Below are 26,923 nucleotides of genomic sequence, written 5' to 3'. Positions count from 1 at the left end.
GCAGACGCCCGCCGCACCCGGATTTCGCGGCGGCTACGCTCCGGGGGTGCTGGTGCTTCTCCCCCCTTCCGAGACCAAGGCCGACGGCGGCAAAGGCGCTCCCCTCGACCTGGACGCGCTCTCGTATCCCGCGCTGAACCCGGTGCGCGCCAAGCTGGCCGACGCCCTCGCCGAGCTGGCCCGAGACGTCCCGGCGAGCCTCGCCGCGCTGGGCATCTCGCCACGGCAGAGCGACGAGGTCACCCGCAACGCCCAGCTCTGGACCTCCCCCACGATGCCCGCGCTCCGCCGGTACACGGGCGTGCTCTACGACGCGCTGGACGTCAAGAGCTTCACCCGCGCCGGTCTGGCCAAGGCACAGCAACGGCTGGCGGTGACGTCCGCCCTGTTCGGCGTCGTCGCGGCAACCGACCCGATCCCGGCGTACCGCCTGTCCGGCGGCAACACGGTCCCCGCGCTGGGCACCGTGCGCGGGCTGTGGAAGCCAGTGCTGGAACCGGTTCTACGCGACGTCGAAGGCTTGATCGTGGACCTTCGCTCCGGCACGTACGCCGCCTTCGCGAAACTCCGCGCAGACGCAGTGACAGTCCGCGTCGTCACCGAAGACGCGAACGGCAACCGCACCACGGTCAGCCACTTCAACAAGGCCTACAAGGGCCGCCTGGCCGCTGTACTGGCGACCGCCCGCACCGAACCGTCCACTGTGGACCAGCTGGTCCGGGTGATCACCAAAGCAGGCCTGACCGTGGAACGCACCGGCGACCACACCCTGGAACTACTGACCACGTGACGAGAACCTCCCGCACCAACGGCCGCCGTCCGTGAAGGGAACCTTCACGGAATCAGATTCCCTCATGGTTCCCTTCACGGACCTACACATTCCGTGATGGTTCCCTTCACGGACCTACGCAGGCCGCGGCATCAAGCGAACCTCCCCGGCGCGCACGGCCCCAGCTCATCGCCGGGCACATCCTCCCCCAGAACCAGCCCGGCGATCAGCTTCCCCGCATACGGTCCCAACGTCAGCCCCGCCGGGCCGAACCCGGTAGCCAGGAACAACCCCGGCGCGACCTGTCCCAAGAGCGGCAGCGAATCCGGCGTCACCGGCCGAAATCCGACCCGGGTCTCGATCAGGCCGGCATCCGCCAGCCCCGGTGCCACCGCCAGCGCCTGCTCCAGCACCTCAGCCTGTCCGCGCGCCGTGACCCGATGGTCGAACCCCACCCCGGCCTCCCGGGTAGCCCCGGCCACCACCCGCCCGCCGGGAAACGCCAGCAGGTAGTGACTCGTCCGCGGCAGCACCACCGGCCACCCCGCAGTTTCCGTACCCGGCAACGAAAAGTGGCTGATCTGCCCCCGCAGCGGCTCGACCGGCACCGGCACCCCCAGCGCGGAAGCCACCTCCGCCGACCACGCCCCGGCAGCGAGCACCACCGCGTCGCCGTCCAGCGCCGGCTCCCCCGCCCGCACCCGCAACCCGGGCTCCAGCGACGCCTCGGCCGTCACGAACTCGACCCCCTGATCGATCGCCGCGGAGATCAGCGCCCGGCGCAGCACCTGACCGTCGACCCGGGCCGAACCGGACACGTGCACCGCGGCCAGATCCGGGGCCAGCGGCGGGAAAACCTCGCGCGCCTGCGCAGGGTCGAGGCGCTGCACGACGCCCGCGTCCCCGGTCCGCGCGACCACCCGGTCGTACGCCTCGGTCAGCTCCGCCTCCACCGCGGACACCACCAGAGCGCCCACGACCTCGTACGACGACTCGTGGCCCGCCTCGGCCAGTTCTGCCGTCAGCTCCGGGTAATACCTTCCGGCGGCAGCCGCGAGCGGATACATCGCGTCGTCCCATGCCGACGTCGACGGGCTGACGATCCCGGCGCCCGCGTCGGTGGCCGAACCCGGCCGATCCGCGTCCACCACCACGACTTCCGCTCCCCGCCGCGCCAGGTGGTACGCCGTCGAAGCACCGCCCATTCCGCTGCCGATCACGATCACGCGCATGTCTTCACCCTGCCCGCCCGAACCAGGAACGTCGAACCTGTGATCCACATCACTGACTGACCAAATGACCAAAATGGTCAGTATGGTCGAAGGCATGAGGGAGAACAGCAAGGGCAGAGTGCTCGTCGTCGGAATGGGAATCAGCGGAACCGCCACGGCAGCGCGGCTGCACCGGGCAGGCTGGACACCGGTGATCGTCGAGCGGGCGGCGGCCCGCCGTTCGGGTGGTTACTTCGTCCTCTTGCTCGGCGTCGGCAAGAAGGCCGCGCAACGGATGGGTTTCCTCGGCGCAATGCACAACCGGGCGCCGGTGAAGCCGCACCTCGATCTCGACCGGAAGGGCCGCGCGAGGACGGCGAGCGGGTTCACCGACCTGCCCGGCGCGCCGTGGATCATGCTGCGCGGCGACGCGGAGAAGGCCGTGTTCTCCGCGCTGCCCGAAGACGTGGAGATCCGGTACTCGACGGTGCCGACCAGGATCGACCAGGACGCCGACGGCGTCGACGTGACCCTGCACGACACGGCGAACGGGACTTCGACGACCGAGCGGTTCGACCTGGTCGTGGGTGCGGACGGCCTGCGCTCCACGGTGCGCTCGCTGGTCTTCGGGCCGCCCGAGGACTACCTGCAGCGGCTGAACTACATGATCGCCGCCTTCGAGTACCCCGGCACCCCGGAAGGCCTGCCCCCCAACCAGTCCGCCGGACTGCTCGAACCCGGCCGCTCGATGTGGGTCTTCGCCTTCTCCGACCATGACCCGACGATCCTGCTGACCTACCGGACCGACGACGTGGACGCCGAGTTCACCCAGTCCCCTTCCGAGCGCATCCGGGCCGCGTTCGGACCCCAGCCTCTCGGCGGCACGCTCGACGCCGTCATTTCCGCCGCGGACTCGGCCGACGGCCTGCTGTTCGATTCGGTCGAGCAGGTGCACCTGGACCACTGGCACCGCGGGCGGGTCGTGCTGGTCGGGGATTCCGCGTGGTGCATCACGTTGTACGGCGGCATGGGCGTCTCCGCCGGGTTCGCGGGCGCCGACCTGCTCGGCGCCATGCTCGAGGAGCACCCCGGCGACCTCGAAACCGCGCTGAGCCGGTGGGAGAAGGAGCTGCGGCCGTATATCGAGCAGTACCAGGAAGGCGCGTTGCGGCAGCGCCCCGTCTTCGTGATGGAGACCCGGCTGCAGCTCATGGTGCGGCGCGCGATCCCGACGCTGACCAGGTTCAAGCTCGGCGCCCGCCTGGTGGCGCGCATGATGGGGACAGACCGCATGGCCGAGTTCCACGATGCCGATATCGTCGGCAGGGTACTCGGCCGACCCGCGCCGCCGGAGGAGAGAATCGTTGCCCGGACCGCTTGAACACAGTTCGCCCAAAGCCGCGCGCATTCTCGCGGCCGCGGGTGAGCTGCTGGTCACCCGCGGCAGCACGGGGGTGACCATCGCCGAGGTGGCGCGCAGGGCCCACATCGGCAAGGGCACCGTCTACCTGTACTGGAAGACCAAAGAAGACCTGCTGCTCGAGCTGCTCTGCCGGGATTTCCTCGACCTGGCCGACACGCTCATCGCGGAGATCACCGCCGACCCGGACCTGGCCCGGCCTTCCCGGCTGTACCCGCGTTTGCTGCGCAACACGGCCGAGCGGCCCTTCGTGTACGCCATGCAGAGCGGCAGCAGCGACCTCCTCGGCGTCCTGGCCGACGATCCCCGTTCCGCCCGCCTGCTCGGCAACCTGGGACCGGACGCGCTCACGCACGGCGTCCTGCCGATCTGGCGGCGCCACCACCTTGCCCGGACGGACTGGGAACCGGCCGATCAGGCATTCGTGCTGCGCGCGCTGGGCATGGGCTTCCTGTCGATCACGGAAGGCCGCAAAGACGCCTCGGTCGACCGGCTGTGCGGTGCCGCGGTGACCGCCTTGCTCGGTCCCGAAGAAGCGACCGCGAGCCAGGTCGAGGCCGCTGCGGCCGAAGGCGTCCAGGAGTTGGCCGAGGCCCGTTCGGCCGCGCTGGCAGTCATCAGCGACCCGGCTCCGGCGGTTCGCTGACCGCAGCGCGAACAAATCGGTTGCGCCGGGATCAGGGTGAACGGCAAGGTGGTCGGCAACCGGCCGGAGGGCCGGCGGTTGCCGAAGCGAGGAGGTGCGTCGTGGAGTTTGCCCGGGCGCTGTCCTGCCCACTTCCGCCCGCCCGCCTCGGCTAGAGCGCTTCCGCTCGCCCGGTGGGCACCTTGATCGAGGAGAACCCACCAGTGCGCGAGCACGATTTCGACGAATTTTCCGACGCTTCCGACCACGCCGAACCCCAGCCGCCGCGCCGCCGCCGTCCGCGGTACGACGACGAGCCCGCCCCTGCGCGCCGGGGACGGCTCACCGAGGCCGAGCGCGTCCGCGTCGCCCGGCTGCGCGACGACGCCTACACCGAAACCGAACTGCCCGACGGCGCCGACCGCTGGACCACCTGGGACGACGCCGACCACGGCCCGCATCCGCGGCCGGACTGGGTGATCACCGGGCTCGGCGCGGTCGACACCGACCTCGGCGTGCTCAAGACCGGCAAGGAGGCCGACGTACACCTGCTGCGCCGCAACGATCCCGGCACCGACGGCGTACTGCTGGCGGCGAAACGGTACCGGTCCGACGAGCACAAGCTGTTCCACCGCGACGCGGGTTACCTCGAGGGCAGGCGGATGCGCCGCTCCCGCGAGATGCGCGCGATGGCCGGGCGCACCGCGTTCGGCCGCAACCTGATCGCCGAACAGTGGGCGGTGGCGGAGTTCGCCGCGCTCTGTCGCTTGTGGACGATCGGGGCGCCGGTGCCGTACCCGGTGCAGCGGCACGGCACCGAACTGCTGCTGGAGTTCCTCGGCGACGCCGACGGCACCGCCGCGCCCCGGCTGGCGCAGCTGCGTCCCGCCCCGGACGAGCTGGCCGAACTGTGGGAACAAGCCGTGGCAGCGCTGGAACTGCTGGCCACGCAAGGGCTCGCGCACGGCGACCTGTCCGCGTACAACCTGCTGGTGCACGACGGGCATCTGATGGTGATCGACCTGCCGCAGGTCGTCGACCTGGTCGCAAACCCGCGCGGGACCGAGTTCCTGGCGCGGGACGTCGCGAATCTCGCCGGCTGGTTCCGCAGCCGCGGGCTGCCCGAACAACCCGTCGATGACCTGGTGAAGGACCTGGCCGCGGCGGCCGGGCTCGGCTGAAAACCCCGGCGGCGTCGCGAGTGTGCCGCATGCCACACCTGCGACGCCGCCCACAACCGTGCACCTGGGTGCGAAGGAGGAGAGGTCACTCCGGTACAGTGTTCGAAGACCGCATCGGCGGCGTGGATGAGTTGGTGTCCGTCGCCTCCACAGCCCGCAGCAGGGCTCGCGGCCATCCGAAGCAATTTCCGTCGGTGCGCCACGCCACGGCTTGGTACACCGGGTCCGTCCCTGTGAACGCCCACCGCACACCATCTTGCCCTGCCTGCGCGCGGGCAGCCCGGGCCTCCCTTGCGACGTGCCACGTCCGAGAGGCATTTGTGACAGTCACGTTCAACTCCGGCCACTCCGCCCGCTCCCGCGCGGGCCGCCCCGAGCGCAAGCCGCGGCACCGGCCGGCCGGTGGAGAAATGCTCCACGACGACGCGGTGGAAACCCCCGCCGTCAAGACCTTCGCCCAGCTGGGCCTGCCCGAGCCACTGCTGCGGGCGCTCGCCGAGGCGGGCATCGACGCGCCGTTCCCGATCCAGTCCGCCACCATCCCGGACGCGCTGGCCGGCCGGGACGTGCTGGGCCGCGCCCAGACCGGGTCGGGCAAGACCCTCGCCTTCGGCCTCGCCATGCTGGCCCGGCTCGACGGCGGCAAGGCCCGCCCGAAGCGCCCCCGCGCGCTCGTGCTGGTGCCCACCCGCGAGCTGGCCATGCAGGTGGCCGATTCGCTGACCCCGCTGGCCAAGGCGCTCGGCCTGTGGTGCCGCACCGCGGTCGGCGGCATGTCGTTCGCCCGCCAGGCGGACGCGCTCGCCCGCGGCGTCGACCTGCTGATCGCCACCCCCGGCCGCCTGTCGGACCACGTCCGCCAGGGCACCGCCTCGCTCGGCGACTGCAACTTCATCGCGCTCGACGAGGCCGACCAGATGGCCGACATGGGCTTCATGCCGCAGGTGCGCGAGATCATGGACCTCACCCCGCCGGGCGGGCAGCGGCTGCTGTTCTCGGCGACGCTCGACGGTGACGTCGACAAGCTGGTCCGGCAGTACCTGGCCGACCCGGTCACGCACTCGGTCGCGCCGTCCACCGCGAGCGTCACCACGATGGACCACCACTTGTTCCAGGTCTCGCACTCGGACAAGCAGGAGGTCGTCACCCGGATCGGCGCCCGCGAGGGCCGCACGATCATGTTCGTGCGCACCAAGCACCACGTCGACCGGCTCACCGAGCGGCTGCGCGAGCGCGGCGTGCACGCGGCTGCCCTGCACGGCGGCAAGACGCAGGGGCAGCGCAACCGCGTACTGGCCGACTTCAAGGAGGGCTACTCGGCCGTCCTGGTCGCCACGGACGTCGCCGCGCGCGGCATCCACGTCGACGACATCTCGCTGGTACTGCACGTCGACCCGGCCGCCGACCACAAGGACTACCTGCACCGCGCGGGCCGCACCGCCCGCGCCGGCGCATCGGGCACGGTCGTGACGCTGGTGACGCACGACCAGCGCCGCACGGTCCGCCGGATGACCGACCGGGCCGGCGTCCGCGCCGAGACCACGATGGTCCGCCCGGACGACACCGAGCTGTCCCGCATCACCGGCGCCCGCGAACCGAGCGGCGAGCCGGTCGTGGAACGCCGCCGGGAAGCTCCGCGGCGCTCGGGTGGACGCGGTTTCGGTGGTTCGGGTGGTTCTGGCTCGGGTGGCTTTGGCGGCGACCGCCGGGACCGCGGTTACCGCGGCTCGCGTGAGGGCGGCTACTCGCGTGACGGCGGTTCGCGCGAGGGCGGTTACCGCTCCCGGGACGGCGGCGGCTACCGCGGTTCCCGCGACAACGGCTCCCGCGACGGCGGTTACTCGCGTGATGGCGGTTCCCGCGACGGCGGCTACTCCCGCGACAGCGGTCCCCGCGAGGGCGGTTACTCGCGGGACGGTGGCGCCCGTGACGGCGGCTACTCCCGCGACAGCGGCTCCCGCGAGGGCGGCTACTCCCGTGACGGCGGCTACCGAGGCTCCCGCGACGGAGGCGGCTACGGCCGCGGACGCCAGCAGCAGCGCTTCGGCGGCTCCGGCCGCCCGCAACGCCCAAGCCGCGGCCCCCGCCGAGGCCACGACGCCTGATCCCGGCGCCTGCTCCACCGCGTGATCCAAGAACAACGGCCCCGCTCCGGCGGGGCCGTTGTCGTTTTCCCCGGACCACCAACGCCCGGGCTTCCCCGCATGCGGCCAGCTGCACTGGCCAGTGGCCCGATCAAACCTCGTGAGCGCCGCCCAGCGCACCCGGCCCTCCCAGGCCAACCAGCCACCCCGGCCAAGCCTCATCAGGCCCCCAAACCCGCCACCCACCCCAAGCCTCATCTCCGCCCAACCCGGCATCCCCGAGGGCAGTGTTTCCGTTGCCCCCGCAGGTTTCCCGCGTGTCGTCCGGTGGGGGTCACGCGGTGGGCGGCGCCTCGGATGCGACACTGCCTCAGTGACTGCGACCCCGCCGCTGCTGCCGGAAAACGTCTTCGACTGGCTGGACGCCGAGGGTGGCCGTCGGGCGGAAGCCGGGCTCGGTCGGCGGTTGCGGCCCCGGCCTGCGCAGCACACCGGGCTCGACCTGGCCAGTGACGACTACCTCGGCCTCGCCCGCGACAAGCGCGTCGCCGGGGCGGCGGCAGCGGCGGCGTTGCGCTGGGGGGCGGGCGCGACCGGGTCGCGGCTCGGGACCGGGTCCACAGAACTGCATTCCGAGCTCGAGCACGAGCTCGCGCGCTTCTGCGGCGCCCAGGCGGCGCTGGTGTTCTCCTCCGGGTTCGCGGCGAACCTCGGCGCGGTCACGGCGTTGTCCGGCGCGGAATCGGCCATCGTGACCGACAAGCATGTCCACCCATCGCTCGTGGAAGGCTGCCGGTTGTCCCGGGCGGACATCGCGGCGGTGGCGCATGCGACGCCCTCGGCGATCAAGCATGCGCTCGCCACCCGGCGCAAGCCGCGGGCGCTCGTGGTCACCGATTCGGTGTTCTCCGTGGACGGGGATCTCGCGCCGCTGGATGAGCTCGCCGAGATTTGCCGTGGGCACAGTGCCGCGTTGGTTGTCGATGACGCGCACGGGTTCGGCGTCCTCGGTGAAGGTGGACGGGGTGCGGTGCACGCTGCCGGGTTGTCGTCCGAGCCGGACGTGGTGACCACGTTGGCGCTTTCCACTGCGCTCGGCGCGCAGGGTGGCGCCGTCGTCGGGCCGCGTCGCGTGATCCGGCATCTCGTGGACACCGCGCGCAGCTTCCTCTTCGACACTGCCCTCGCGCCCGCCAGTGCCGCCGCTGCGCTGGCCGCGTTGCAGGTGCTCAAGGCCGAACCGGACCTGCCGGCGAAGGTCGTCGAGAACGCCGGAAACCTTGCTATGCAACTGAAAAACGCCGGTTTACCCGTCAGTCTCCCGGAGGCCGCAGTGCTTTCCGTACCGGCGCCGTCCGCGGAAGCTGCCGTCGCGTGGGTCGAAGCCTGTGCGGAGCAAGGAATTCACGTCGGCTGCTTCCGTCCGCCTGCCGTGCCCGACGGCGTTTCGCGGCTGCGGCTCACCGTCCGCGCCGATTTGTCCGAAGCGGACCTCGACCGCGCGGTCAAGGTGATCACTGCGACGGCGCCGCCCGGCGCATCGTGATGTGCGGGATGCCGTCCTCGAGGAACTCGTCGCCCTCGGCGACGAAACCGAAGCGCGCGTAGAGCTTCTGCGCGTACGTCTGCGCGTCCAGCACGAACTCCGCGGACGACCCGTCCAGCGCTTCCGCCATGAGCTCGGCCGCCAGCCCGCGCCCGCGCGCGGACGCCGCCGTGACCACCCGCCCGATTCGCTCGCCACCGCCGGGTTCGACGAGTACCCGCAGGTACGCCAGGATTTCCTCGCCCTCGGTGAGCCAGAGGTGCCGCGTACCGGGCAACAGGTCACGGCCGTCGAGCTCGGAGTACGGGCAGTCTTGCTCCACCACGAACACGTCGACGCGCAGCCGGAGAATCGCGTACAGCTCAGCCGGGGTGAGGTCGGGTCCGCTTGCGCGGTGCAGAGTCGTCACCCGGCCTTGCTTAACACAGGTCAGCCGAGCAGCCGCGCCTGGGACTGCGCTGCGATGGCGTCCGAGAACTCCGACACCCGCGTGTACACCCCGGGCTTACCGGCTTTCGCGCAGCCGTCGCCGAACGACACGATGCCGATCAGCGTGTCGCCCACCACGAGCGGGCCGCCGGAATCGCCCTGACAGGCGTCGATGCCACCGTCGGGGTAGCCCGCGCACACCATGCTCGACGGGTCGTACGTGTCGTACGCCGACTTGCAGGTGGAGTCACTGACCAGCGGGACCTGGGCGCTGCGCAGCACGTCGGAGCGCTGGCCGCCCTCGGAGAGGCGTCCCCAGCCGAGCACGGTCGCCTGCGTGCCCTCGGCGTACACCGACCGGTCGCTGCTGCCGGCCGGCTTCGCCGCGCGGTACGGCAGCTGCCCGCGGACGCTGAGCACCGCGACGTCGTTGCCCTTCGTGGGATCGGTGTACCCCGGCGCGACCCAGACCCGCGACACCGACAGCACCACACCGTCGCTGCTGCGCTTGTCCTGGCGCCCGGCGACGACGCGGATCGACGACTGCGACACGGCTTTCGCACAGTGCGCGGCCGTGGCCACCGCCGACTCGCTCACGATCACCGCGCCGCAGAACTGCGCGCCGCTCTGGTCGGTGAGGTACACCGCGTACGGATGCTCGGCCAGCGACGACTCGTTGCCGCCGACGATGCGCGGCTCGGCATGCGAGGAGCCGCTGGCGGGCGGGGCAGGTTCGGCGGCCCACGCCGAACCGACCGGCACCGCCACCGCAGCGGCGAGCAGCGCCCCCGCGGCAAGCAGGAGCGGACGGCGGAACTTCGCGGGCATGGGCTTCCCTTTCACTGGTACAGCTGTGCTCTGCATGACTCTGAACGACTCTGGACGGCGCTGAACGCACCCGGACGACTCCGGCGCGTGAACACCCGGCCGCGATTACCCTAAACGGAGCAGGCCCGAAACGGTGTCACTGGAACGGGTGGACTCGCTGTGTACCGAGCGCATTTGTTTAGCTGGTCCCATGCGACGGAGAACGGCCGCGACGGCCGGTGCGCTGACCGCCTTCTTGCTGGCTGGGTGCACCACAGCGGCTCCGCCCCCGGCGCCGCAGGCCCCGTTGACGGCGCCACCGGCGCCCGCCGGCCCGACATCTCCGGCAACTCGGACAGCGACGACCGCACCCGCCGTCACCTGGCAGGTGGGTGCCCGCCCGCTCCCGCTCCGCCCGGACGGCTTCGGCGAGGTCCTTCCGACTCCACCCGAATTGGTGAACCGCTCGCTCCCGACCCGGGACCTGCTTCCGCCACCGAGCGGCACGACGTACGCCGCGAAGATCGCCGAAGTGCCCGCCGACGTGCTCCAGCGCAGTACCTGGCAATCCGCCTGCCCGGTCGCCGCGAAAGACCTCCGCTACGTCACGCTGTCGTTCTGGGGCTTCGACCGACGACCGCACACCGGTGAGCTGCTGGTCCGCCAGGATGCCGCGGACGCAGTGGTCAAGGCGTTCGGCGAGCTGTACGCGCAGCAGTTCCCGATCGAGGAGATGCGCATCACGGCGCCGTCCGAACTCGACGCACCGCCGACTGGTGACGGCAATGACACGAGCGCTTTCGTGTGCCGTCCGGTCCGCGGGCAGAAGAACTGGTCAGCGCACGCGTACGGGCTGGCGGTGGACGTCAACCCGTTCTGCAATCCGTACACGAAGGGGGATCTCGTGCTGCCGGAGCTGGCGACGTCCTACGTCGACCGCGCCGACGTCCGGCCGGGCATGATCACCGCTGGTGGGCCGGTCGTCCGCGCCTTCACGAACGTCGGCTGGCAGTGGGGCGGGAACTGGACGTCCCCGGTCGACCGGATGCATTTCACGGCCAACGGAACCTGATCAGGGAACACCCGGGCGGGCGAATCGGGTTGACTAGGCTGGCAGGAGAAAATCTTCGGGAAGGACCGCCGTGCCGCACTACGACCTGGTGATCATCGGGACCGGATCGGGCAACTCGATCCTCGGGCCGGAGTTCGCGGACCTCCGCACGGCCCTCGTCGAGAAGGGCGTGTTCGGCGGCACCTGCCTCAACGTCGGCTGCATCCCGACCAAGATGTTCGTCCACGCGGCCGACGTCGCGGCGACGCCGTCGGCGAGCTCGCGGTTCGGAGTGGACGAGGAGCTCAAGGCGGTGCGCTGGCGCGACATCCGCGACCGCATCTTCGGCCGCATCGACCCGATTGCCGACGGCGGCGCGGAGTACCGGAAATTGCACGAGGACAACCGGAACGTCGACGTCTACCAGGGCGAAGGCCGGTTCACCGGCGTGAAGGAACTGCGCGTCAGCTTCGCGGACGGGCGGCCGGACGAGGTGCTCACCGCCGACCGGTTCGTGCTGGCCGCGGGCGGGCGCCCGGTGATCCCGGACGTGCCGGGGCTCGCCGAAACCGGCTACTACACGTCCGACACGATCATGCGGCTCGACGACCTGCCGCAGCGGATCGTCGTGCTCGGCGGCGGGTACATCGCGGCGGAATTCGCGCACGTGTTCGCGTCGTTCGGCGTGGCAGTGACGGTGGTGAACCGCTCGGGTGCGTTGCTGCGCCAGGAAGACGAGGACATCAGCGCCCGGTACACCGAGCTGGCCACGCAACGGTTCGACGTCCGGCTGGAGCGCAAAACCCTGCGTGCCCGGCGGACGGACACCGGGGTCGCGCTGGATCTCGAAGGCCCGCACGGCGCCGAGACCGTCGAGGCCGACCTGATCCTGGTCGCGACCGGCCGCACACCGAACTCCGACCTCCTCGACGTGGCCGCCACCGGCGTCACCACCACCGAGACCGGACACGTCATCGTGGACGACTACCAGGAGACTGCGGTCGACGGCATTTACGCGCTGGGAGATTTGTCGTCCCCGCTGGAGCTCAAGCACGTCGCGAACCACGAAGCCCGGGTGGTACAGCACAATCTGGCGCATCCGGACGACCGGATCAAGGCCGACCACCGGTTCGTGCCGCACGCGGTGTTCACGTCGCCGCAGGTGGCGGCGGTGGGGCTGACCGAGCGGCAGGCCGTCGCGCGTGGACTGTCCTATGTGGTCTCGAAGCAGGATTACGCGGGTATCGCGTACGGCTGGGCGATGGAGGACACGACGGGTTTCGCGAAGCTGCTGGCCGACCCGTCCACGGGACAGCTGCTGGGCGCGCACATCATCGGCCCGCAGGCGTCCACGGTGATCCAGCCGCTGATCCAGGCGATGAGCTTCGGCCTCGACGCCCGGCAGATGGCGCGCGGGCAGTACTGGATCCACCCGGCAATGCCGGAGCTGATCGAGAACGCGCTGCTGAACCTGCCGCTGGATTGACGATCACACGAAACGGCGCCGCCCGGCCAGGCCGCCGAAGATCATCTGCGCCACCATCACCACGAGAAGCACGATCAACGACACCGACCAGCTCCCGGTGGCGTCATGCAGCAAACCGAACGCAAACGGACCGACCGCAGCAAGCAGGTAACCGAAACCCTGCGCCATTCCCGACAACCGCGCCGTCTCCGCACCCGTCCGGGCCCGCAACGCGATCACCGTGAGCGCCAAGGAAAACACGCTCATCCCGATGCCGAGCAGGATGCTCCACAGCAGGGGCGAGAACCCCGGCGCGATGATCAGCCCGAGCATTGCGGCGACGCCGAATACGCCCAACCCGACGATCCACGGGCTCTGGCTGCCCTGCCGGGCGGCGATCGGCGGGATCACCAGGCTGATCGGTACCGCGATCACGGAGATCAGGCCGAGCAGGAGACCGGCGTCGGCCTTGCTGACGCCTGCGTCGATGAACACCTGGGGCAGCCAGCCCATCACCACGTACGCGATGAACGACTGCAGGCCGAAGAAAAGCGTGACGATCCAGGCGAGCGGGCTGCGTAGCAACGACCTTCCGGCAGTGGTACCCGCGGCCGGGCGCGGCGGGCGTCCGGTGCCCCGCGAAGCAAGCAGCCACACCACCAGCGCGCCCGCGGCCAGCACGGCCCATGACCCCAGCGAGGCGCGCCAGCCGCCCAGCGCTGATTCCAGCGGCGGGCTCAGCGCGGAACCCGCCGCACCGCCGCCCTGCAGCGCGGCGGTGTAAATCCCGGTCATGAGACCGACACGGGCCGGGAACGAATCCTTGATCACCACCGGGATGAGCACGTTGACCAGCGCAATCCCGGCGGTCGCGACGAGGGTGCCGCCCAGTACGACGAACTGGCCGTCGAGCACTCGCAGCACGAGCCCGGCGGTGAGCACCACCAGGGCGAACGCGATTGCGCGGCCGATGCCGAACCGCCGGGACAGCATCGGCGCGGCGAGACCGGCACCCGCGAAACACAGCCCGGGCAAGGTGGTGAGCACGCTCGCCCACAGCGCGGACGCACCGAGGCCCTCGCGCATTTCCGCGAGCAGGGGCCCGATGCTCGTGATCGCCGGGCGCAGGTTCATTGCCGTGAGCACCACCGCGACCGCCAGCAGCGCGCCACCGGCGACTACCCCGGGCCGACGACGGGCCGGTACCTCCTCTTCGAGGCTGCCTTCGAGTTCCAGCTCGAGCCGCTCGGCGTAGGTTGCAGCGGAAGGACGCGCGGCGGCGGAGTCTCGGAAGTCGGCGGGCACGTAAGCTACTATGGCATACATAGGATGATTGGATGAAGGGATTACCCTGTGCCCTTGGCCACCACCCGCCGCGCCGGGCTTGTCGACCAGGTCATCGACCAGCTGCGCGAAGCGGTCAGTGCCGGAGAGTGGCCGATCGGGCACCGCATTCCCACCGAACCGGCGCTTGCCGCGCAGCTGGGCGTCGGGCGCAATACGGTGCGCGAAGCGGTACGCGCGCTCGCGCACACCGGGATCTTGGAAGTACGGCAGGGCGACGGCACGTACGTACGCGCGACGAGTGAAGTGTCCGGCGCGATCCGCCGGTTGTGCGGCACGGAGTTGCGCGAGGTACTGCAGGTGCGTCGCACGCTGGAAGTGGAGGGCGCCCGGCTGGCCGCCACCGCGCGTACCGACGAGGACGTGGCCGAGCTACGCGGCCTGCTCGAACAACGGGACCTCGACTGGGACGAGGGCCGCCGCGACGATTTTGCCCGTGACGACGCCGAATTCCACCTCGCGGTGGTCCGTTGTGGACACAACGGGCTGCTGTTCGAGCTCTACCGCGGCCTGATGGAAGCGATTACCGCGAGCGTGGCGTCCACTTCGGACAATCCGGAGCACGCGGAGATGATCATGCACCGGGATCTGGTGGACGCGATCGAGGCCCGCGACGCCACCCGCGCGGCCGCCGAAGCCGCCGGTTTCCTCGACGAGCTGCTCGCCCGGGTGGACCGGAACTAGGGCAGGGTCAGGATTTCCGCGCCGTCGGCCGTCACCACCAGCGTGTGCTCGAACTGGGCCGTCCACTTCTTGTCCTTCGTGGTGACCGTCCAGTCATCGGACCACACGTCGTAGTCGATGGTGCCCAGCGTGATCATCGGTTCGATGGTGAAGGTCATGCCTTCCTCGATCACCGTGTGCACCGACGGCTCTTCGTAGTGCAGCACGGTGGGCGCGGTGTGGAAGGCCGGGCCGACGCCATGGCCGGTGAAATCGCGGACCACGCCGTAGTCGAACCGCTTCGCGTACGCCTCGATCACGCGGCCGATCACGTTCAGCTGCCGCCCCGGGCGGACCGCCTTGATCGCGCGCGCAGTCGCCTCGCGGGTGCGCTCGACGAGCAGCCGGGCTTCCTCCGACACGTCACCGGCGAGGAACGTCGCGTTCGTGTCGCCGTGCACGCTGCCGAGGTACGCCGTGACGTCAATGTTGCAGATGTCACCGTCCTCGATCACCGTCGAGTCCGGGATGCCGTGGCAGATCACCTCGTTCAGCGAGGTGCAGCACGACTTCGGGAAACCGCGGTACCCGAGCGTGGACGGGTACGCGTGGTGGTCTAGCAGGAACTCGTGCACCACCTTGTCGATGTCGTCGGTGGTCGCGCCGGGTTTGACCGCTTTGCCGCCCTCCTCGAGCGCCTGTGCGGCGATCTTGGACGCGACCCGCATCGCCTCGACGACCTCCGGGGTCCGCACGCCGTTGCCGGTGTCCCGCTTCGGTGCCGGCCGGTCGACGTACTCGGGGCGGGCGATGTCGGCGGGGACTTCCCGGCGCGGCGTCTGGACGCCGGGCTTCAACGGGGCGCGATCGGACATGTCCCCCAGCCTACGACCTCGCGGGCGTGGCTCAGAACAGCACCGTGGCGTACTGCCCGACCTGCTCGAACCCGATCCGCCGGTACGCGGCGAGCGCGGGCGCGTTGAAGGCGTTGACGTACAGGCTCGCGGTGCGGCCCAGGCCGTGTACCAGGCGATTCACCACTGCCGCCGTACCCGCGGTGCCGAGCCCGCCGCCACGCCGGTCCGGGTGCACCCACACGCCCTGGATCTGGCCGACGCGCGCGGACATCGCCCCGATCTCGGCCTTGAACACGACCTCGCCGTCCTCGAAGCGGGCGAAGGCGCGGCCGGTGGAAATCAGCTCGCTCACGCGGGCGCGGTAGCTGGCGCCACCGTCGCCTACCCGCGGGTCGACACCCACTTCCTCGATGAACATCGCGACCGCCGCGGGCAGATACCGGTCGAGCTCGTGCGGGCGGACGGTGCGCACGCGCGGGTCGGGGGCCACCAGCGGGTCGCCCTCCAGCGCCATCAGCGGCTGGTCACCGCGCACCTCGCGGGCGGGTCCCCATTCGGCGGACAGCTCGTCCCACAGCCCCAGGACCTGCGGCGCGGGGCCGACGAGCGAGGAGCAGGTGCGCTGCCTGCGCAGGGCACGGTCGGCGAACGAGCGGAGCGCCGAGGCGTTGCCACGCAACGGGATCAGGTTCGGCCCGGCAAAGCAGAGCCCGGACAGCCGCCCGGACCGCCCCGGCCGCGCGTCGGCGGCCCAGAGCTCACCACCGAGCCGCCACGGGTCGAGACCGGCCGCCTCGACCCTGGCGCTGACCATGCAGCTGCCCACCGGGTCGGCGGCGAGTGCAGCGCGCACCGCCGGATAGTCCCGATCGTCGAGCAGCCGTGCACCTGCAAGCCGCAACACAGGGTCCAGAGTGCCAGATGAACCGGATGAACGGAACGCGAGCCGGCCGACACGCTGAGATGAACGCACCGCACACCCGAACGGCGGCACCTGCCGGGGCGGGTCGAACGGGTCAGCGAGCCGGGCGGATCAGGTGCATCCGGAGAAGCCCGGCGCGGCACCCGCGCTCAGGACCGGGCGCGCCGACCGGCCACCGAGGTGCCGAAGTCCTTGTCGGCCTGGATGTCGATCGCCGCCACCAAGGCCTCGTCGTTCAGCATGGCCAGGGCGGCCGTCGAATCGCCCAGTACCTTTTTGAAGCGTGCGACGAGCTCGTCCTCCACCGAGCGCAGGGTCCGGCGGCCGGTGTCGGTGATGGAGAACAGCACCCCGCGGCCGTCGGCGGCGAGGCTCACGCGTTCGATCAGCCCGGATTTGACCATCCCGTTGGTGAGGGCCGAGATCGCCGGGCGGCTCACCGCCGCGTACTGCGCCAGCTCGTACGCCCGCTGGTCGCCGCGGTCGGCGCTGTGCAGGGCGCGGTACTGGGCCAGGGTGAGCCCGCCCTCCTCGCAGACCTGCCCGGCGACCCGGGCCAGCCGGATGATCGTGCGGACCGCCCCCAGCAGTTCACCGTCTGCTCGCCTGGTCACAGCTTTCTCCTCACCGCATGCGACCCGGAGCCTACTAGGCCCGGCGCAGCAACACCGCCACCACCAGAGCACTCGTGAACACGATCACCGCGCCCCAGGCGCTGGCCGTCACCGAGGTCCGCGCCGCGGCGAGGGTGCCCAGCACCGCAGGTCCGAGCGCCGCCCCGACCTGCTGGCTGGTACGCACCAATGCCGATGCCGGTGCGGTGTGCGTCCGGTCGTCGACGGTCGCGGCCGTACCCACGCTGGAGGGCATGAGCAGCCCGCCGCCGACCCCCAGCAGCACCAGGACCGGCAGCACCAGCCCGGGATAGGTGCTGCCCGCCCCGAGCCGGGTGAACACCACGAACCCGGCGCCGATCAGCACGAGCCCCGCCGGGATGACCACCCGCGGCCCGATCCGGCCGAGCGACCGGGGTACCACCTGGGTCGCGGCGAGGATGTTCACCGCGACGAACGGCAGGAACGCGAGCCCGGTCTGCCACGCCGGCCAGCCGTTGACGAGCTGCAGCTGGTAGGTCAGGAAGAGGAACATGCCGAACATCGCGAACTGCGAGCTGACCACGGCCAGGTTGGCGCCGACCCGGGCCGGGCTGGCCAGAATTCCCAGTGGCAGCAACGGTTGCCGGACTCGCGTCTGCCAGAACGCGAACACCGCAAGCAGCACGGCCGACGCGGCGAGCGGGCCGATGGTGGTCGCCGCTCCCCAGCCGTCCCGGCCCGCCTCGGCCAGCGCGTAGACGAGCGAGGCGAGCCCGCTCGACGCGAGCACCACCCCTGGCACATCGAGCCGTACCCCGCGATCGGGCTTGACCGGCGCGACGCACCGGGGTGTCAGAACCGCGACCGTGAGCGCAATCGGCACGCTCACGAAGAGACACCACCGCCATCCCAGCCCGGACGTCAGCACGCCGCCGAGCACCTGCCCGGCGGCGACGCCTGCCATGAGGGTCGAGCTGAACACCGCGAGTGCCTTCGCCCGCTCGGCCCGTTCGGTGAATGTGGTGGTGACAAGGGACAACGCGGCCGGGGCGAGCAATGCGGCGAAGAGACCCTGCGCGACCCGGCCCGCGATGAGCATCCCCGGCGCCACCGCCGAACCGGACACCATCGACGACACGGCAAACCCGAGTACCCCGATCACCAGCGCGCGGCGCCTGCCGATGACGTCGCCGGCCCGGCCCCCGGCGAGCAGGAACGCCCCCAAGGTGAGCGAGTAAGCGACCAGCACCCACCTGGTCGCGCTTGCGGACAGGCCGATGTCCCGCTGGGCCGAGGGCAGGGCGATCACCATCATCATGCCGTCGAGGGCGGTGATCAGCTGGGCGGCCGACAGCACCGCGAGCGCCCGGCCGCGCCGCGGGGCAAGTGCTTCGTCCATCGGCTACTGCGCCACCAGCGCCTGTACCGCGTCGTCGAGGACGGACAGGTGGGTGGCCACGTCGGCCCGCGACGTCTGCGGGCACATCAGGGCCATGTTGTGGAACGGCGTCAGGAACACGCCCCGGTTGAGCAGGAACAGATGCAGGTAATCCTCCAGGTCCGGATCGGCCGCGCGCTCGGATTCCGTGCCGTTGCGTGGTTCCGGCGCGGTGAACCGGTACTCGGCGCGGGCGCCCAGCTGCGTGACTGTCCATTCCAGACGGTAGTTCTCGATGATCCGCCGTACCCCGGCGGTGTACTGGCCGGCGAGGTCGATCATGTGCCCGTACGCGTTGTCGGTGAGCACTTCGGTGAGCGTGGCCCGGGCCGCCGCAAGGGAAAGCGCGTTACCGGCGAGGGTACCGCCGACGCCACCGGTGTCGACCAGGTCAAGGCCGGGGGTGCCGAGCACGCTGTCGGAGAAGGACTTCGACAGCCCGTACGCGCCGATTGGGATCCCGCCGCCGATTGCCTTGCCGATCGTGACGATGTCCGGTTCAAGACCCCAGGCCGCCGTACAGCCACCCGGTCCCGCGGACACGGTGTGCGTCTCGTCGTTGATCAGCAGGGTGCCCGCTTTGCGCGTCAGCTCCCGGACCCCGGCCAGGTAACCGGGCTCCGGCAGGACGATGCCCATGTTGGTCAACGCCGGTTCCATCAGCACCGCGGCGACGTCGCCGTGCGCCAGTTCCCGTTGCAGCCCTTCGAGATCGTTGAACTCCACCACCCGGCTGGTCTGGGTCACGTCGACCGGCGGACCTACGTTGCCCCGCCGCGACTGCGGGCCGTCCGGGCCGGTGACGATGAACGATTCGTCGACGCTGCCGTGGTAGCTGTAGGAGTTCACCAGCACCCGCGGACGGCCGGTGACCGCCCTGGCCAGCCGCAGCACCCAGCGGTTCGCGTCGGTCGCCGACAGGGAGAAGCTCCAGTGGCTCACCCCGAACCGGCGGGACAGCTCCGCGGCGACGATCTCGGCGTCTTCGGTCGGCAACATCGCTGTGGCACCACCGGATTCGGCGTACCGGCGCACCACCGCCGCGACCGTCGGACCCGGCGAGTGCCCAGCCATCGACCCGGTGTCGCCGAGGCAGAAGTCGATCAGGTCGTGCCCGTCGACGTCGACCACGTGCGCCCCGGACGCCCGGTCCAGATACAGCGGGAAGTCCGCGGCGGTCTTGGCCATCCACGTCATCGGCACCCCGGTGAGCAGGTGCCGGGCCTTGCCGGACAACGCCCTCGACCGCGGGTTGCAGCCGACGTACCGGTCCTGCTCGGTCTTCAGCAGCCGGGCGAGCCCGGCTCGGTCGATTTCGGTCATGCGTTCGTGCCTTTCCCGCGCAACCGCCGGGTCGCTTCCTCGTCCACGGCTGCGCTGTCGTCGAGTACCACCCGGTAGATCCGCTCGGCCCGGTCCCGGCTGATCCAGCCCTCCCGGACGTCTCGGGCGACCAGTCCGGGTTCTCTGGTCTCCGGCGGGCCGTACCCGCCTCCGCCACTGGTCAGCGCCACCAGCCGCTCCCCCGCGGTGATCCGCACCGGGCCGCAGATGTCGGCCGCCGCGACGGTGCCGTCCGCCGCCCGGACGTACTGCGCCGACGGAGCGCCGCCGAGACCACCGCGGGCACCGGCGGTCGGGTTGATCGAGCCGTCGTTGGCGTAGATCGCTTCCAGTTCGCCGTCGGCCGGGCCGTACTCCACCGACAATCCTGGTGCACCCCGGCGATACCCCGCGCCTTCGGTGTCCGGAGCAAGGCCGCGGCGGTGGATCACGATGGGTTGCTTCAGCTCGTCGATCTCGACGCTGTCCAGCAGGAGCGTGCCGCCGCTGCCGAGGTCGCTCATGGTGAGCCAGCCGTCGGTGACCGGACCGCCCGCGCCGCCGTTGGTCCCGGTGAAGATCTGGTTGACGAACGGTTCCGCGCCACCGCGACTGTCCATTCCGGACACCACGGCTTCGGACGGCGACATCCCCGCGCCGACCTCGGCCAAGCCCATCCCGTCCCCGATTCCGGCCAGCGCCCGCTGTACCAGGTTGCCGACGCGGTTGGCGAGGTTCGTGGTCGCGACCGAACAGCTCACCGGATGCCGGGGAATACCGACCACGCAGTTCTCCCGCAGGTGCACCCGGACCCGCCGGAAGCTGCCCTGGTTGTGCGGGACGGTGTGGTCGATGCTGTTGAACACGCCGACCAGCGCGGCCGTCCGGGACGCCGCCTCGCTCAGGTTAAGGCCCGACGGGACGCAGTCCGGGTTGTCCCGCAGGTCGACGTCGATCACGCCGTCCGCGGGCCGCACGGTGACCTTCGCCTTCAGCGGAACCCCTTGCGGCACACCGGGAAACGGGTCGTGACAGGTGGTCGTGGTGGTCTCCCCCGCCGGGAGCCCGGCGATCGCCGCGGTCATCCGGGCCTCGCTGTAGTCGAGCCAGTCGCGGGCGAAACTGTCGAGGATGTCCCAGCCGACCTCGCCGGCGAGATCCTGCAGCGCCCGTTCCCCGATCCGCGCGCTGCCGAGGATCGCGAGGTAGTCGCCTCGCCACTGGTGCGGTACCCGGATGCGCATTTCGCACATCCGCAGGACATCCGCGCAGTCCTCGTAGTCCTGCTGTACCCGGACCACCGGGAAGATCAGCGCGCCTTCCGCGTAGACGTCCTTGGCCTGCGCCAGATACGTCGTCGGGAGCGAGTTGCCGCAGTCCGCCTGGTGGGCTTTGGCCAGCACGGTGAACCGGTGCACCCCGTCCGCGTCGACGATCGGGACGAGGATCGAATGGTCGGCCGCGTGCGTGTTCCCGTGGTACGGCGAGTTGTGCAGGAAGGCGTCGCCCGCGCGGAGATCGGGGTGGAACTGCGCCATCGACCGGGCCTGCAGGTCCGGGCCGCCCATCACGTGGATCGGCGGGCTTTGACCGGTCATCAGCACACTGCCGTCGGCAGCGAGCACGCAGCAGGAGAAGTCTCGGGCGGTGTTCAGCACGCCGGACCGGCCGGAGCGGGCAAGGGTGTTGGACATCCGCCGGACGATCGCCTGGAAGCGGTGGCTGAGCACGGCGAGGTGCGCGCCGTCAGACATGACTGGCCTCCGGGTCGATGATCAGGGAGCCGGAGTCGCTGAGCGTCCCCGTGCTGCGGTCCGGTACGACGACGGTGGTGAACGGCGATTCCACGAGCAGCGGACCCGCCACCACCTCGCCGGGGGTGATCGAGCCCAGCGGCCGGACCGGGACGTCGGCCATGCCCTCGCCGTGGACGTACGCGTGCCGAGATGACGCCGTTCCGCCGGGCACACGAGTGGTGAGCGACCCGGCCGATTCGCGGAGCGCGACCCGGACGCGCGCACCCCAGGTGATCACCTCGACCGGGGAGTCCGGGTCGGTGATGCCCAGGATCTGCTGGTGGACCTCATGGAAGTCGGCCGCGAAGTCCGCTACCTCCGACCGCGCCGAGAACGCCTCGACCCGCAACGGCACCTCGAGCTCCCAGATCTGCTGCGGGTAGCGTGCCTCGGCGAACAGCGTGACAGTTGCCGCCCCATCCGCCCGCTCCGCGAATCCCTGGCAGCGGGCCGAAAGCTCCTTCAGCGCGGCATTCACGCGGTCGGCGTCGAAGGCGCGGGTCGTGGTCGGCACGGTCGCGGTGTACACAGCGGTGAGGTCGGACATGAGCGACCCGGCCGCCGCGAGCGCTGCACCCGCCGCCGGGATCACCAGCCGGGCGCAACCCAGCCGCCGCGCTACCGCGACCGCGTTCAACCCGGCCGCGCCACCTCCGCCCACGAGCACCGCACCGGACGGGTCGATACCTTGCTGGAGCGTGATTTCCTCGATCGCGCGGACCATCTGCTCGGTGGTCAGCTCCAGGATCGCCGCCGCGGCGCCGACCGGGTCCAGCCCGAGCGGTTCGCCGACGTCCTTGGTCACCGCGGTCGCGGCGGCCTCGCGGTCCAGCTGCATGGCACCGCCGGAGAACTTCTCCGCGTCGAGGTACCCGAGCACCAGCGCCGCGTCGGTCACCGTCGCGCGGGTGCCGCCGCGGCCGTAACAGGCCGGACCGGGAACCGCGCCCGCGCTGCCCGGTCCGATGTGGAGCAACCCGCCGGAGTCGACCCAGGCGAGGCTGCCGCCGCCCGCGCCGACGCTCTTGACGTCGATGGACGGCAACCCGGTCAGGTGCCCGGTGATCTCGCCGCCGACCCACGCCGCCCGAGCCGACGGGATTTCCCCGCGCCGCACCAAGGTCACGTCGTAGGTCGTGCCTCCGGCGTCCGCGACGATCACGGTCTCGGCGGCGAGGTCGGCCGTGGCGTATGCGCGTCCGGCCACCGGGGCCATCGACGGGCCCGAGTTGATCGTCAGGATCGGCTTTTCGGCCGCGTCCCGCACGTCCACGACCCCGCCCATCGACGTCACCATCAGCACGCGACCGGTCAGCCCTGCCTCGGTCAGCCGCGACGTGAGACTGCCGACGTAATCGGTCATGAGCGGTTTGATCGACGCGTCGATCGCCGCCCCGGACGCCCGCCGGTACTCGCGCAACGACGGGTTGATCACGTGCGACAACGTGACCGGGACCCCGGGCAGCCGCCGCGCCAGCACCTCGCCGGCCTGGATCTCGTGCACCGGGTTGACCGTCGCCCACAGCAGGCACACCGCGACCGCCTCGACCTCGGCATCGAGCAGCCGGGAGCAGGTGCGCTCCAGCTCGGCGAGGTCCAGTGGCTGCAGTACGGCGCCGGTCGACGTCAGCCGTTCGGCCACCTCGAAGGTGAGCGAGCGGGGCACGTACGGCTCCGGGAACGGGATGGTGAAGTCGAACGGGTCGGGACGGCCGCCTTCCCGCAGCAGCAGGATGTCCGGATGTCCTTGTGTGGTAAGCAAAGCCGTGCGGGCGACGTCGCCGGTGAGCACGGCGTTGAGCCCGCGTGTGGTGGCGTGCACGAAGGACTCGACACCGCCGAGGAACTCCGCGAGCGGGACGCCGTCCGCAGCGAGTTCCAACGCGTTCATGATGCCCTGGACGGGATCGCCGGGTACGGTCGGCGACTTCACCAGCCGTAGCTCCCCGTCGCGTTCGACGACCAGATCGGTGAACGTGCCCCCGATGTCCACCGAGACCCGGGTGTGGTCAGAACCCATAGCTGGACACCTTTTCCAGGCTCGCCGGGTCCAGTTCCGCTTCGAGCGGGGTGGCCAGCGCAACCGTGTCCCGCAGGTCGGCCAGGAACGGTTCGACCTGCCCGTCGTTGTGCGGCATCGGCACCACGACGATCCCGACCGGCGACGGCACCGCACGGGCCGCGAACATCCAGCCCTGCGCCCGTAACGCATCCGCGACCGGACGCAGGTCCATCGTCTCGGAGTGGATCAGCACCATGTTGATCCGGGAGCCGGGGTACACGCTCAGGCCGTCGATCTGCCGGACGCCGTCGGCGAGCCTGTCCCGCAACCCCATCGACGCGCGGGACACCGCCGTGTACCCGGCTTCGCCCAGCAGCTTGACCATCGCCCACGCACCCGCGATCGGCCCGGCGCCGCGGGTACCGGACATCGTGCCGTTGGGCGGGCAGATCTCCTTGGCCGAGCGGAGCAACGACTCGTCGCGGAATACCAGCGTGCCCGCGGGCGGTGGGGCCATGCCGTTCTTGTGCAGGTCCGCGCTGATCGAGCACACGGCCGGGACCCGGAAGTCCCAGGGCGGGATGGCCGGGTCGTACCCGGAACGCTCCAGGAAGGGCAGAATGTATCCACCGAACGCGGCGTCGACGTGCAGGTAAAGGTTGTAGCGCTGGGCAATTTCGCCGATCTCGGCGATCGGGTCGACACTGCCGTACGCCCAGGTGCCTGCGGTCGCGATGATGGCGATGGTGTCCGGGCGGATGGCCGCCTCGATCGCCGCCGGGTCGACCTGGTCCAGCCGTCCCGGCGGGGCGGGGACCGGGATGGCGTCCAGGTCGAACATCTTGCACAGCTTGTACAGCGAGTAGTGCCCGTTGTCGGGGAACACCACGCTGCCGCCTTTGCGGCCGCTGCGCTGTTTGGCGGTGAGGATGGCGCACATATTGGACTCGGACCCGCCCGCGGTGATGAACCCGGCCGGTGCGCTCGCGCCGAACAACCCGCCGAGCCAGCCGACGATCCCGGTTTCCATCTCCCGCGCGCCACCGCCGGTGATCCAGGTTTCGCCGTGGATGAACCGCAGGTACGCGGTGACCGACTGCTCGCGGACGGCGTCGCCCCACGGCAGGTCCGAAGTGGACACCAGATGCGGGCCTTCGTCGAACAGGTTCCGTGGCATCTCGGCGAACCGCGAGACCTTCTCCAGCCGGTCCAGCTCGTGCGTGAATTCGTCGATGCCCACCCCGCTGGGGAACATGGCGGTACTCCTCGCTCTCTTCACTGGGCGATGAACCCGCCGTCGATGGGCAGGCTCGCCCCGTACACGTAGGACGAAGCCGCCGAAGCCAGGTACACGACCGCCGGGCTGATGTCGGCGACGACCCCGATCCGGCCGGCCGGTGTCGTGGCGTTGATTTCCTGCTCCAGGTCGGCGGTGATGATTTCCGCGTTGATGGGCGTGTGCACGTTGCCGGGCGCCACCGCGTTGACCCGGATCCCGTCCGGCGCCAGCTCGACCGCAAGCGCTTTCACCAGCAGTTCGATCGCGCCCTTGGATGCGCAGTACGCCGAGTCGTCCGGGGAACCGACATGCCCGGACATCGACGACACGAAGATGATCGACCCACCGCGGCGCAGGTGCGGCCGGGCTTCGCGGGTCAGCTGGAACGGCGCCCGGACGTTGGTCATCCACTGGTCGTCGAAGATCTGGTCGGTGGTCTCGGCGAGCGACGCCTGGTGGTAGATCCCGGCCGAGTGGACCAGCACGTCGATCCGGCCGAACCGGTCGACGGCCGCGTCCACGACAGCCCGCGCGGCACCGTCGTCACGAAGGTCGGCTACGACCTCCGCCACCTTGGCCCCGGGGATCGCGGCGGCGGTGCGGGACAACCGCCGCTTCGAACGGCCGACCAGCACCACCGCACTCCCCGCCGCGCCCAGCGCCTGCGCGATCCCCGCACCGATCCCGGAACTGGCCCCCGTCACCACCGCAACCCGGCCGGACAGGTCGAACAGATCAGACATGACCATCCCTCAGCTCGATTCCCACGCCCGCACCGGCGCAGAGTTCTCCGGCAGCAGATCCTCCGCCGCCGCGGCAATGTCAGCCTTCAGAAACCGGCCGCCGTACAGGAACAAGGCCCCGGCGATGAAGGCCGAGAACCCGACAGCGACCGTCAGGGCGAGCCGTGGCCCGAACGAATCCGAGATCACCCCGGCGCCCACCGCGCCGAAGAAGCCGCCCATCAGGAACGTGAACACGGTCAGCAGCGCGAAAGCCTGCGCCCGCAAGCGAAACGGCGTCACCGACGACACCAGCGGGTTGATCGACACCAGCGCGACCCCAACACACATCGACGCGGGTACGTAGCACGCCAGCAGCAGCCCGATCGGCGGGAACCAGATGCCGCCGCAGATGAGCACGCCGAAGGCCAGGATCGCTCCACCGGCAATGTGCACCGTCCGTTCCGGCCGGACCCGGTAAGCCCGGTCGAACAGGTACCCCGCGAAGAACATCGTCGCGATCACCGGGATCTGGATCAGCGAGAAGGTCGCTCCCCGCTGCACGGCGCCAATCCCGTACTCGTACGCCAGCAGCAAGGACATCTGCACCGGGATCGTGTACAGCGCAAGCCCGAGCACGCCGATTCCCATGCACATGAACAGAAAAGTCTTGACCTTGATCACTTGCCGGAACGCGGAAAGGATCCGGACCGGCTGCTCGACGGTGCAAGCCGCACCGAGCTCTTTGCGGTCGGCCTCACCGCGGCCGGGTTCGCGGAGGAACAGCGCCGCGCAGATCGCGAGCACCGCGTACGGTACCGCGAGCCCGATGTACGACCACCGCCACGCGCCCGCCGACTGCCCGGCGATCCCCGCGATCGAGCCGGCCAGCACCGGGCCCACGGCCTGGCCCAACGGGGTCGCGATGGCCTGCAGCGAGTAGATCCGGCCGCGGCCACCCACCGGGTACGCGTCGGCGATCAGCGACCCGAACACGGGGTTCGAGTACGCCGCGGCCAGCCCGGTGAACAGGTAGGCGATGAACAGCTGCCACGTGTGCTGGGACAGCCCGGCACCGAGCAACGCCAGCGCCCCGGCCGAAGCCGAGGCCACCACGAGGTACCTGCGCCGGACCCGGTCGGCCAGCCACGCCATCGGCACGCCACCGAGGGTCAGCGCGACCCCGGCGAACCCGGCCAGCGCGACCAGGGTGGCGTCGGAGATCCCGAACGCGGTCCGGATGTCCGGGGCGAGCGTGGTGGTCGCCTCACGGCTGAGCTGTTCCATCATCACGAGCGGTACGGCCAGCAGGCAGATCCCCCATCCGCCCTGGCGCAGGGTTTCCTTCAGCGGCAGGGTACTTATCGCCGGATCGTCATCGGTGGTCATCGCG

At 70.7% G+C, this 26,923-nt stretch carries 23 protein-coding genes; 9 read left to right on the top strand and 14 right to left on the bottom strand.

Annotation, left to right across the window (positions count from 1 at the left end; translation table 11 throughout):
* Positions 1-46 precede the first annotated feature (46 nt).
* Positions 47-790: a peroxide stress protein YaaA gene (yaaA, locus tag OO71_RS38030; protein WP_033294879.1), complete on the top strand. Its 744-nt coding sequence runs from the start codon at positions 47-49 to the stop codon at positions 788-790.
* Between the two features lie 131 nt (positions 791-921).
* On the opposite strand, the gene OO71_RS38025 is transcribed toward yaaA, so the two are convergent.
* Positions 922-2,001 (bottom strand): NAD(P)/FAD-dependent oxidoreductase, encoded by a 1,080-nt coding sequence (locus OO71_RS38025; protein WP_033294878.1) that lies wholly within the window; start codon positions 1,999-2,001, stop codon positions 922-924.
* A gap of 94 nt (positions 2,002-2,095) precedes the next feature.
* Between OO71_RS38025 and OO71_RS38020 the strand changes: the two genes are divergently transcribed.
* The 5 genes from OO71_RS38020 to OO71_RS38000 all read left to right on the top strand — a co-directional run bounded on the left by OO71_RS38020 (position 2,096) and on the right by OO71_RS38000 (position 8,836).
* Positions 2,096-3,361 carry an FAD-dependent monooxygenase gene (locus tag OO71_RS38020; RefSeq protein WP_245633910.1) on the top strand — a complete coding sequence of 422 codons (1,266 nt, stop codon included), beginning with the start codon at positions 2,096-2,098 and terminating at the stop codon, positions 3,359-3,361.
* The gene (locus OO71_RS38015; protein WP_033294877.1) at positions 3,345-4,046 is read left to right on the top strand and encodes a TetR/AcrR family transcriptional regulator; all 702 of its coding nucleotides are present in this window, start codon (positions 3,345-3,347) and stop codon (positions 4,044-4,046) included. Before OO71_RS38020 ends, OO71_RS38015 begins: the two co-directional genes overlap by 17 nt.
* A gap of 203 nt (positions 4,047-4,249) precedes the next feature.
* Positions 4,250-5,206, top strand: coding sequence for a serine protein kinase RIO (locus OO71_RS38010; RefSeq protein ID WP_033294876.1), 957 nt, complete (start codon positions 4,250-4,252; stop codon positions 5,204-5,206).
* A 320-nt stretch (positions 5,207-5,526) separates the two neighbouring features.
* Positions 5,527-7,311: a DEAD/DEAH box helicase gene (locus OO71_RS38005; protein ID WP_033294875.1), complete on the top strand. Its 1,785-nt coding sequence runs from the start codon at positions 5,527-5,529 to the stop codon at positions 7,309-7,311.
* A 352-nt stretch (positions 7,312-7,663) separates the two neighbouring features.
* Complete coding sequence (locus OO71_RS38000) at positions 7,664-8,836, top strand: 8-amino-7-oxononanoate synthase (RefSeq protein WP_033294874.1); 1,173 nt, start codon at positions 7,664-7,666, stop codon at positions 8,834-8,836.
* On the opposite strand, the gene OO71_RS37995 is transcribed toward OO71_RS38000, so the two are convergent.
* Both OO71_RS37995 and OO71_RS37990 read right to left on the bottom strand, forming a co-directional pair.
* Positions 8,805-9,245, bottom strand: coding sequence for a GNAT family N-acetyltransferase (locus tag OO71_RS37995; protein WP_033294873.1), 441 nt, complete (start codon positions 9,243-9,245; stop codon positions 8,805-8,807). The two genes, OO71_RS38000 and OO71_RS37995, sit on opposite strands and share 32 nt — an antisense overlap.
* Before the next feature lie 20 nt (positions 9,246-9,265).
* A complete protein-coding gene (locus OO71_RS37990) occupies positions 9,266-10,093 on the bottom strand; it encodes a S1 family serine peptidase (protein WP_033294872.1) in 828 nt (275 codons plus the stop codon).
* A gap of 436 nt (positions 10,094-10,529) precedes the next feature.
* Between OO71_RS37990 and OO71_RS37985 the strand changes: the two genes are divergently transcribed.
* Together OO71_RS37985 and OO71_RS37980 are read left to right on the top strand one after the other, a co-directional pair.
* Complete coding sequence (locus OO71_RS37985) at positions 10,530-11,144, top strand: M15 family metallopeptidase (RefSeq protein WP_342669976.1); 615 nt, start codon at positions 10,530-10,532, stop codon at positions 11,142-11,144.
* A 70-nt stretch (positions 11,145-11,214) separates the two neighbouring features.
* Complete coding sequence (locus OO71_RS37980; protein ID WP_033294870.1) at positions 11,215-12,609, top strand: mycothione reductase; 1,395 nt, start codon at positions 11,215-11,217, stop codon at positions 12,607-12,609.
* Between the two features lie 3 nt (positions 12,610-12,612).
* On the opposite strand, the gene OO71_RS37975 is transcribed toward OO71_RS37980, so the two are convergent.
* Positions 12,613-13,824: a CynX/NimT family MFS transporter gene (locus OO71_RS37975; RefSeq protein WP_033294920.1), complete on the bottom strand. Its 1,212-nt coding sequence runs from the start codon at positions 13,822-13,824 to the stop codon at positions 12,613-12,615.
* Positions 13,825-13,941: 117 nt separating this feature from the next.
* On the opposite strand from OO71_RS37975, the gene OO71_RS37970 reads away from it, so the two are divergent.
* A complete protein-coding gene (locus OO71_RS37970; protein ID WP_033294869.1) occupies positions 13,942-14,616 on the top strand; it encodes a FadR/GntR family transcriptional regulator in 675 nt (224 codons plus the stop codon).
* Here OO71_RS37970 and map read toward each other — a convergent pair.
* From map to OO71_RS37920, 10 genes are all read right to left on the bottom strand, one after another.
* Positions 14,613-15,470: a type I methionyl aminopeptidase gene (map, locus tag OO71_RS37965; RefSeq protein WP_033294868.1), complete on the bottom strand. Its 858-nt coding sequence runs from the start codon at positions 15,468-15,470 to the stop codon at positions 14,613-14,615. The two genes, OO71_RS37970 and map, sit on opposite strands and share 4 nt — an antisense overlap.
* Positions 15,471-15,501: 31 nt before the next feature.
* Positions 15,502-16,356, bottom strand: a complete 855-nt coding sequence (locus OO71_RS37960; RefSeq protein WP_033294867.1) for a GNAT family N-acetyltransferase — start codon at positions 16,354-16,356, stop codon at positions 15,502-15,504.
* 167 nt (positions 16,357-16,523) lie between these two features.
* Positions 16,524-16,988 carry a MarR family winged helix-turn-helix transcriptional regulator gene (locus OO71_RS47955; RefSeq protein ID WP_051792735.1) on the bottom strand — a complete coding sequence of 155 codons (465 nt, stop codon included), beginning with the start codon at positions 16,986-16,988 and terminating at the stop codon, positions 16,524-16,526.
* Between the two features lie 34 nt (positions 16,989-17,022).
* Positions 17,023-18,369, bottom strand: coding sequence for an MFS transporter (locus OO71_RS37950; protein ID WP_033294866.1), 1,347 nt, complete (start codon positions 18,367-18,369; stop codon positions 17,023-17,025).
* A 3-nt stretch (positions 18,370-18,372) separates the two neighbouring features.
* Positions 18,373-19,731, bottom strand: coding sequence for a transaminase (locus OO71_RS37945; protein WP_084145557.1), 1,359 nt, complete (start codon positions 19,729-19,731; stop codon positions 18,373-18,375).
* Positions 19,728-21,485: a hydantoinase B/oxoprolinase family protein gene (locus OO71_RS37940; protein WP_033294865.1), complete on the bottom strand. Its 1,758-nt coding sequence runs from the start codon at positions 21,483-21,485 to the stop codon at positions 19,728-19,730. Before OO71_RS37940 ends, OO71_RS37945 begins: the two co-directional genes overlap by 4 nt.
* Entirely contained in the window at positions 21,478-23,547 is a 2,070-nt protein-coding gene (locus OO71_RS37935) for a hydantoinase/oxoprolinase family protein (RefSeq protein WP_033294864.1), read from the bottom strand. The genes OO71_RS37940 and OO71_RS37935 overlap by 8 nt, the downstream gene beginning before the upstream one ends.
* Complete coding sequence (locus tag OO71_RS37930) at positions 23,537-24,784, bottom strand: aminotransferase class V-fold PLP-dependent enzyme (protein ID WP_033294863.1); 1,248 nt, start codon at positions 24,782-24,784, stop codon at positions 23,537-23,539. Before OO71_RS37930 ends, OO71_RS37935 begins: the two co-directional genes overlap by 11 nt.
* A gap of 20 nt (positions 24,785-24,804) precedes the next feature.
* A complete protein-coding gene (locus tag OO71_RS37925; RefSeq protein WP_033294917.1) occupies positions 24,805-25,551 on the bottom strand; it encodes an SDR family NAD(P)-dependent oxidoreductase in 747 nt (248 codons plus the stop codon).
* 9 nt (positions 25,552-25,560) lie between these two features.
* Positions 25,561-26,919 carry an MFS transporter gene (locus OO71_RS37920; protein WP_033294862.1) on the bottom strand — a complete coding sequence of 453 codons (1,359 nt, stop codon included), beginning with the start codon at positions 26,917-26,919 and terminating at the stop codon, positions 25,561-25,563.
* Between the last annotated feature and the right edge of the window lie 4 nt (positions 26,920-26,923).

Origin of the sequence: Amycolatopsis jejuensis, assembly GCF_000717335.1 — a bacterium.
Taxonomy (GTDB): Bacteria; Actinomycetota; Actinomycetes; order Mycobacteriales; family Pseudonocardiaceae; genus Amycolatopsis; species Amycolatopsis jejuensis.
This window is presented reverse-complemented; position numbering and strand designations above follow the sequence as displayed.

Bases quoted from the DNA above. Each gene is read 5' to 3' on its own strand.
- OO71_RS38025 (WP_033294878.1), bottom strand. From the start codon at position 2,001: ATGCGCGTGATCGTGATCGGCAGCGGAATGGGCGGTGCTTCGACGGCG.
- OO71_RS38020 (WP_245633910.1), top strand. From the start codon at position 2,096: ATGAGGGAGAACAGCAAGGGCAGAGTGCTCGTCGTCGGAATGGGAATC.
- OO71_RS37990 (WP_033294872.1), bottom strand. From the start codon at position 10,093: ATGCCCGCGAAGTTCCGCCGTCCGCTCCTGCTTGCCGCGGGGGCGCTG.
- map (WP_033294868.1), bottom strand. From the start codon at position 15,470: ATGTCCGATCGCGCCCCGTTGAAGCCCGGCGTCCAGACGCCGCGCCGG.
- OO71_RS37950 (WP_033294866.1), bottom strand. From the start codon at position 18,369: ATGGACGAAGCACTTGCCCCGCGGCGCGGCCGGGCGCTCGCGGTGCTG.
- OO71_RS37945 (WP_084145557.1), bottom strand. From the start codon at position 19,731: ATGACCGAAATCGACCGAGCCGGGCTCGCCCGGCTGCTGAAGACCGAG.
- OO71_RS37940 (WP_033294865.1), bottom strand. From the start codon at position 21,485: ATGTCTGACGGCGCGCACCTCGCCGTGCTCAGCCACCGCTTCCAGGCG.
- OO71_RS37935 (WP_033294864.1), bottom strand. From the start codon at position 23,547: ATGGGTTCTGACCACACCCGGGTCTCGGTGGACATCGGGGGCACGTTC.
- OO71_RS37930 (WP_033294863.1), bottom strand. From the start codon at position 24,784: ATGTTCCCCAGCGGGGTGGGCATCGACGAATTCACGCACGAGCTGGAC.
- OO71_RS37925 (WP_033294917.1), bottom strand. From the start codon at position 25,551: ATGTCTGATCTGTTCGACCTGTCCGGCCGGGTTGCGGTGGTGACGGGG.
- OO71_RS37920 (WP_033294862.1), bottom strand. From the start codon at position 26,919: ATGACCACCGATGACGATCCGGCGATAAGTACCCTGCCGCTGAAGGAA.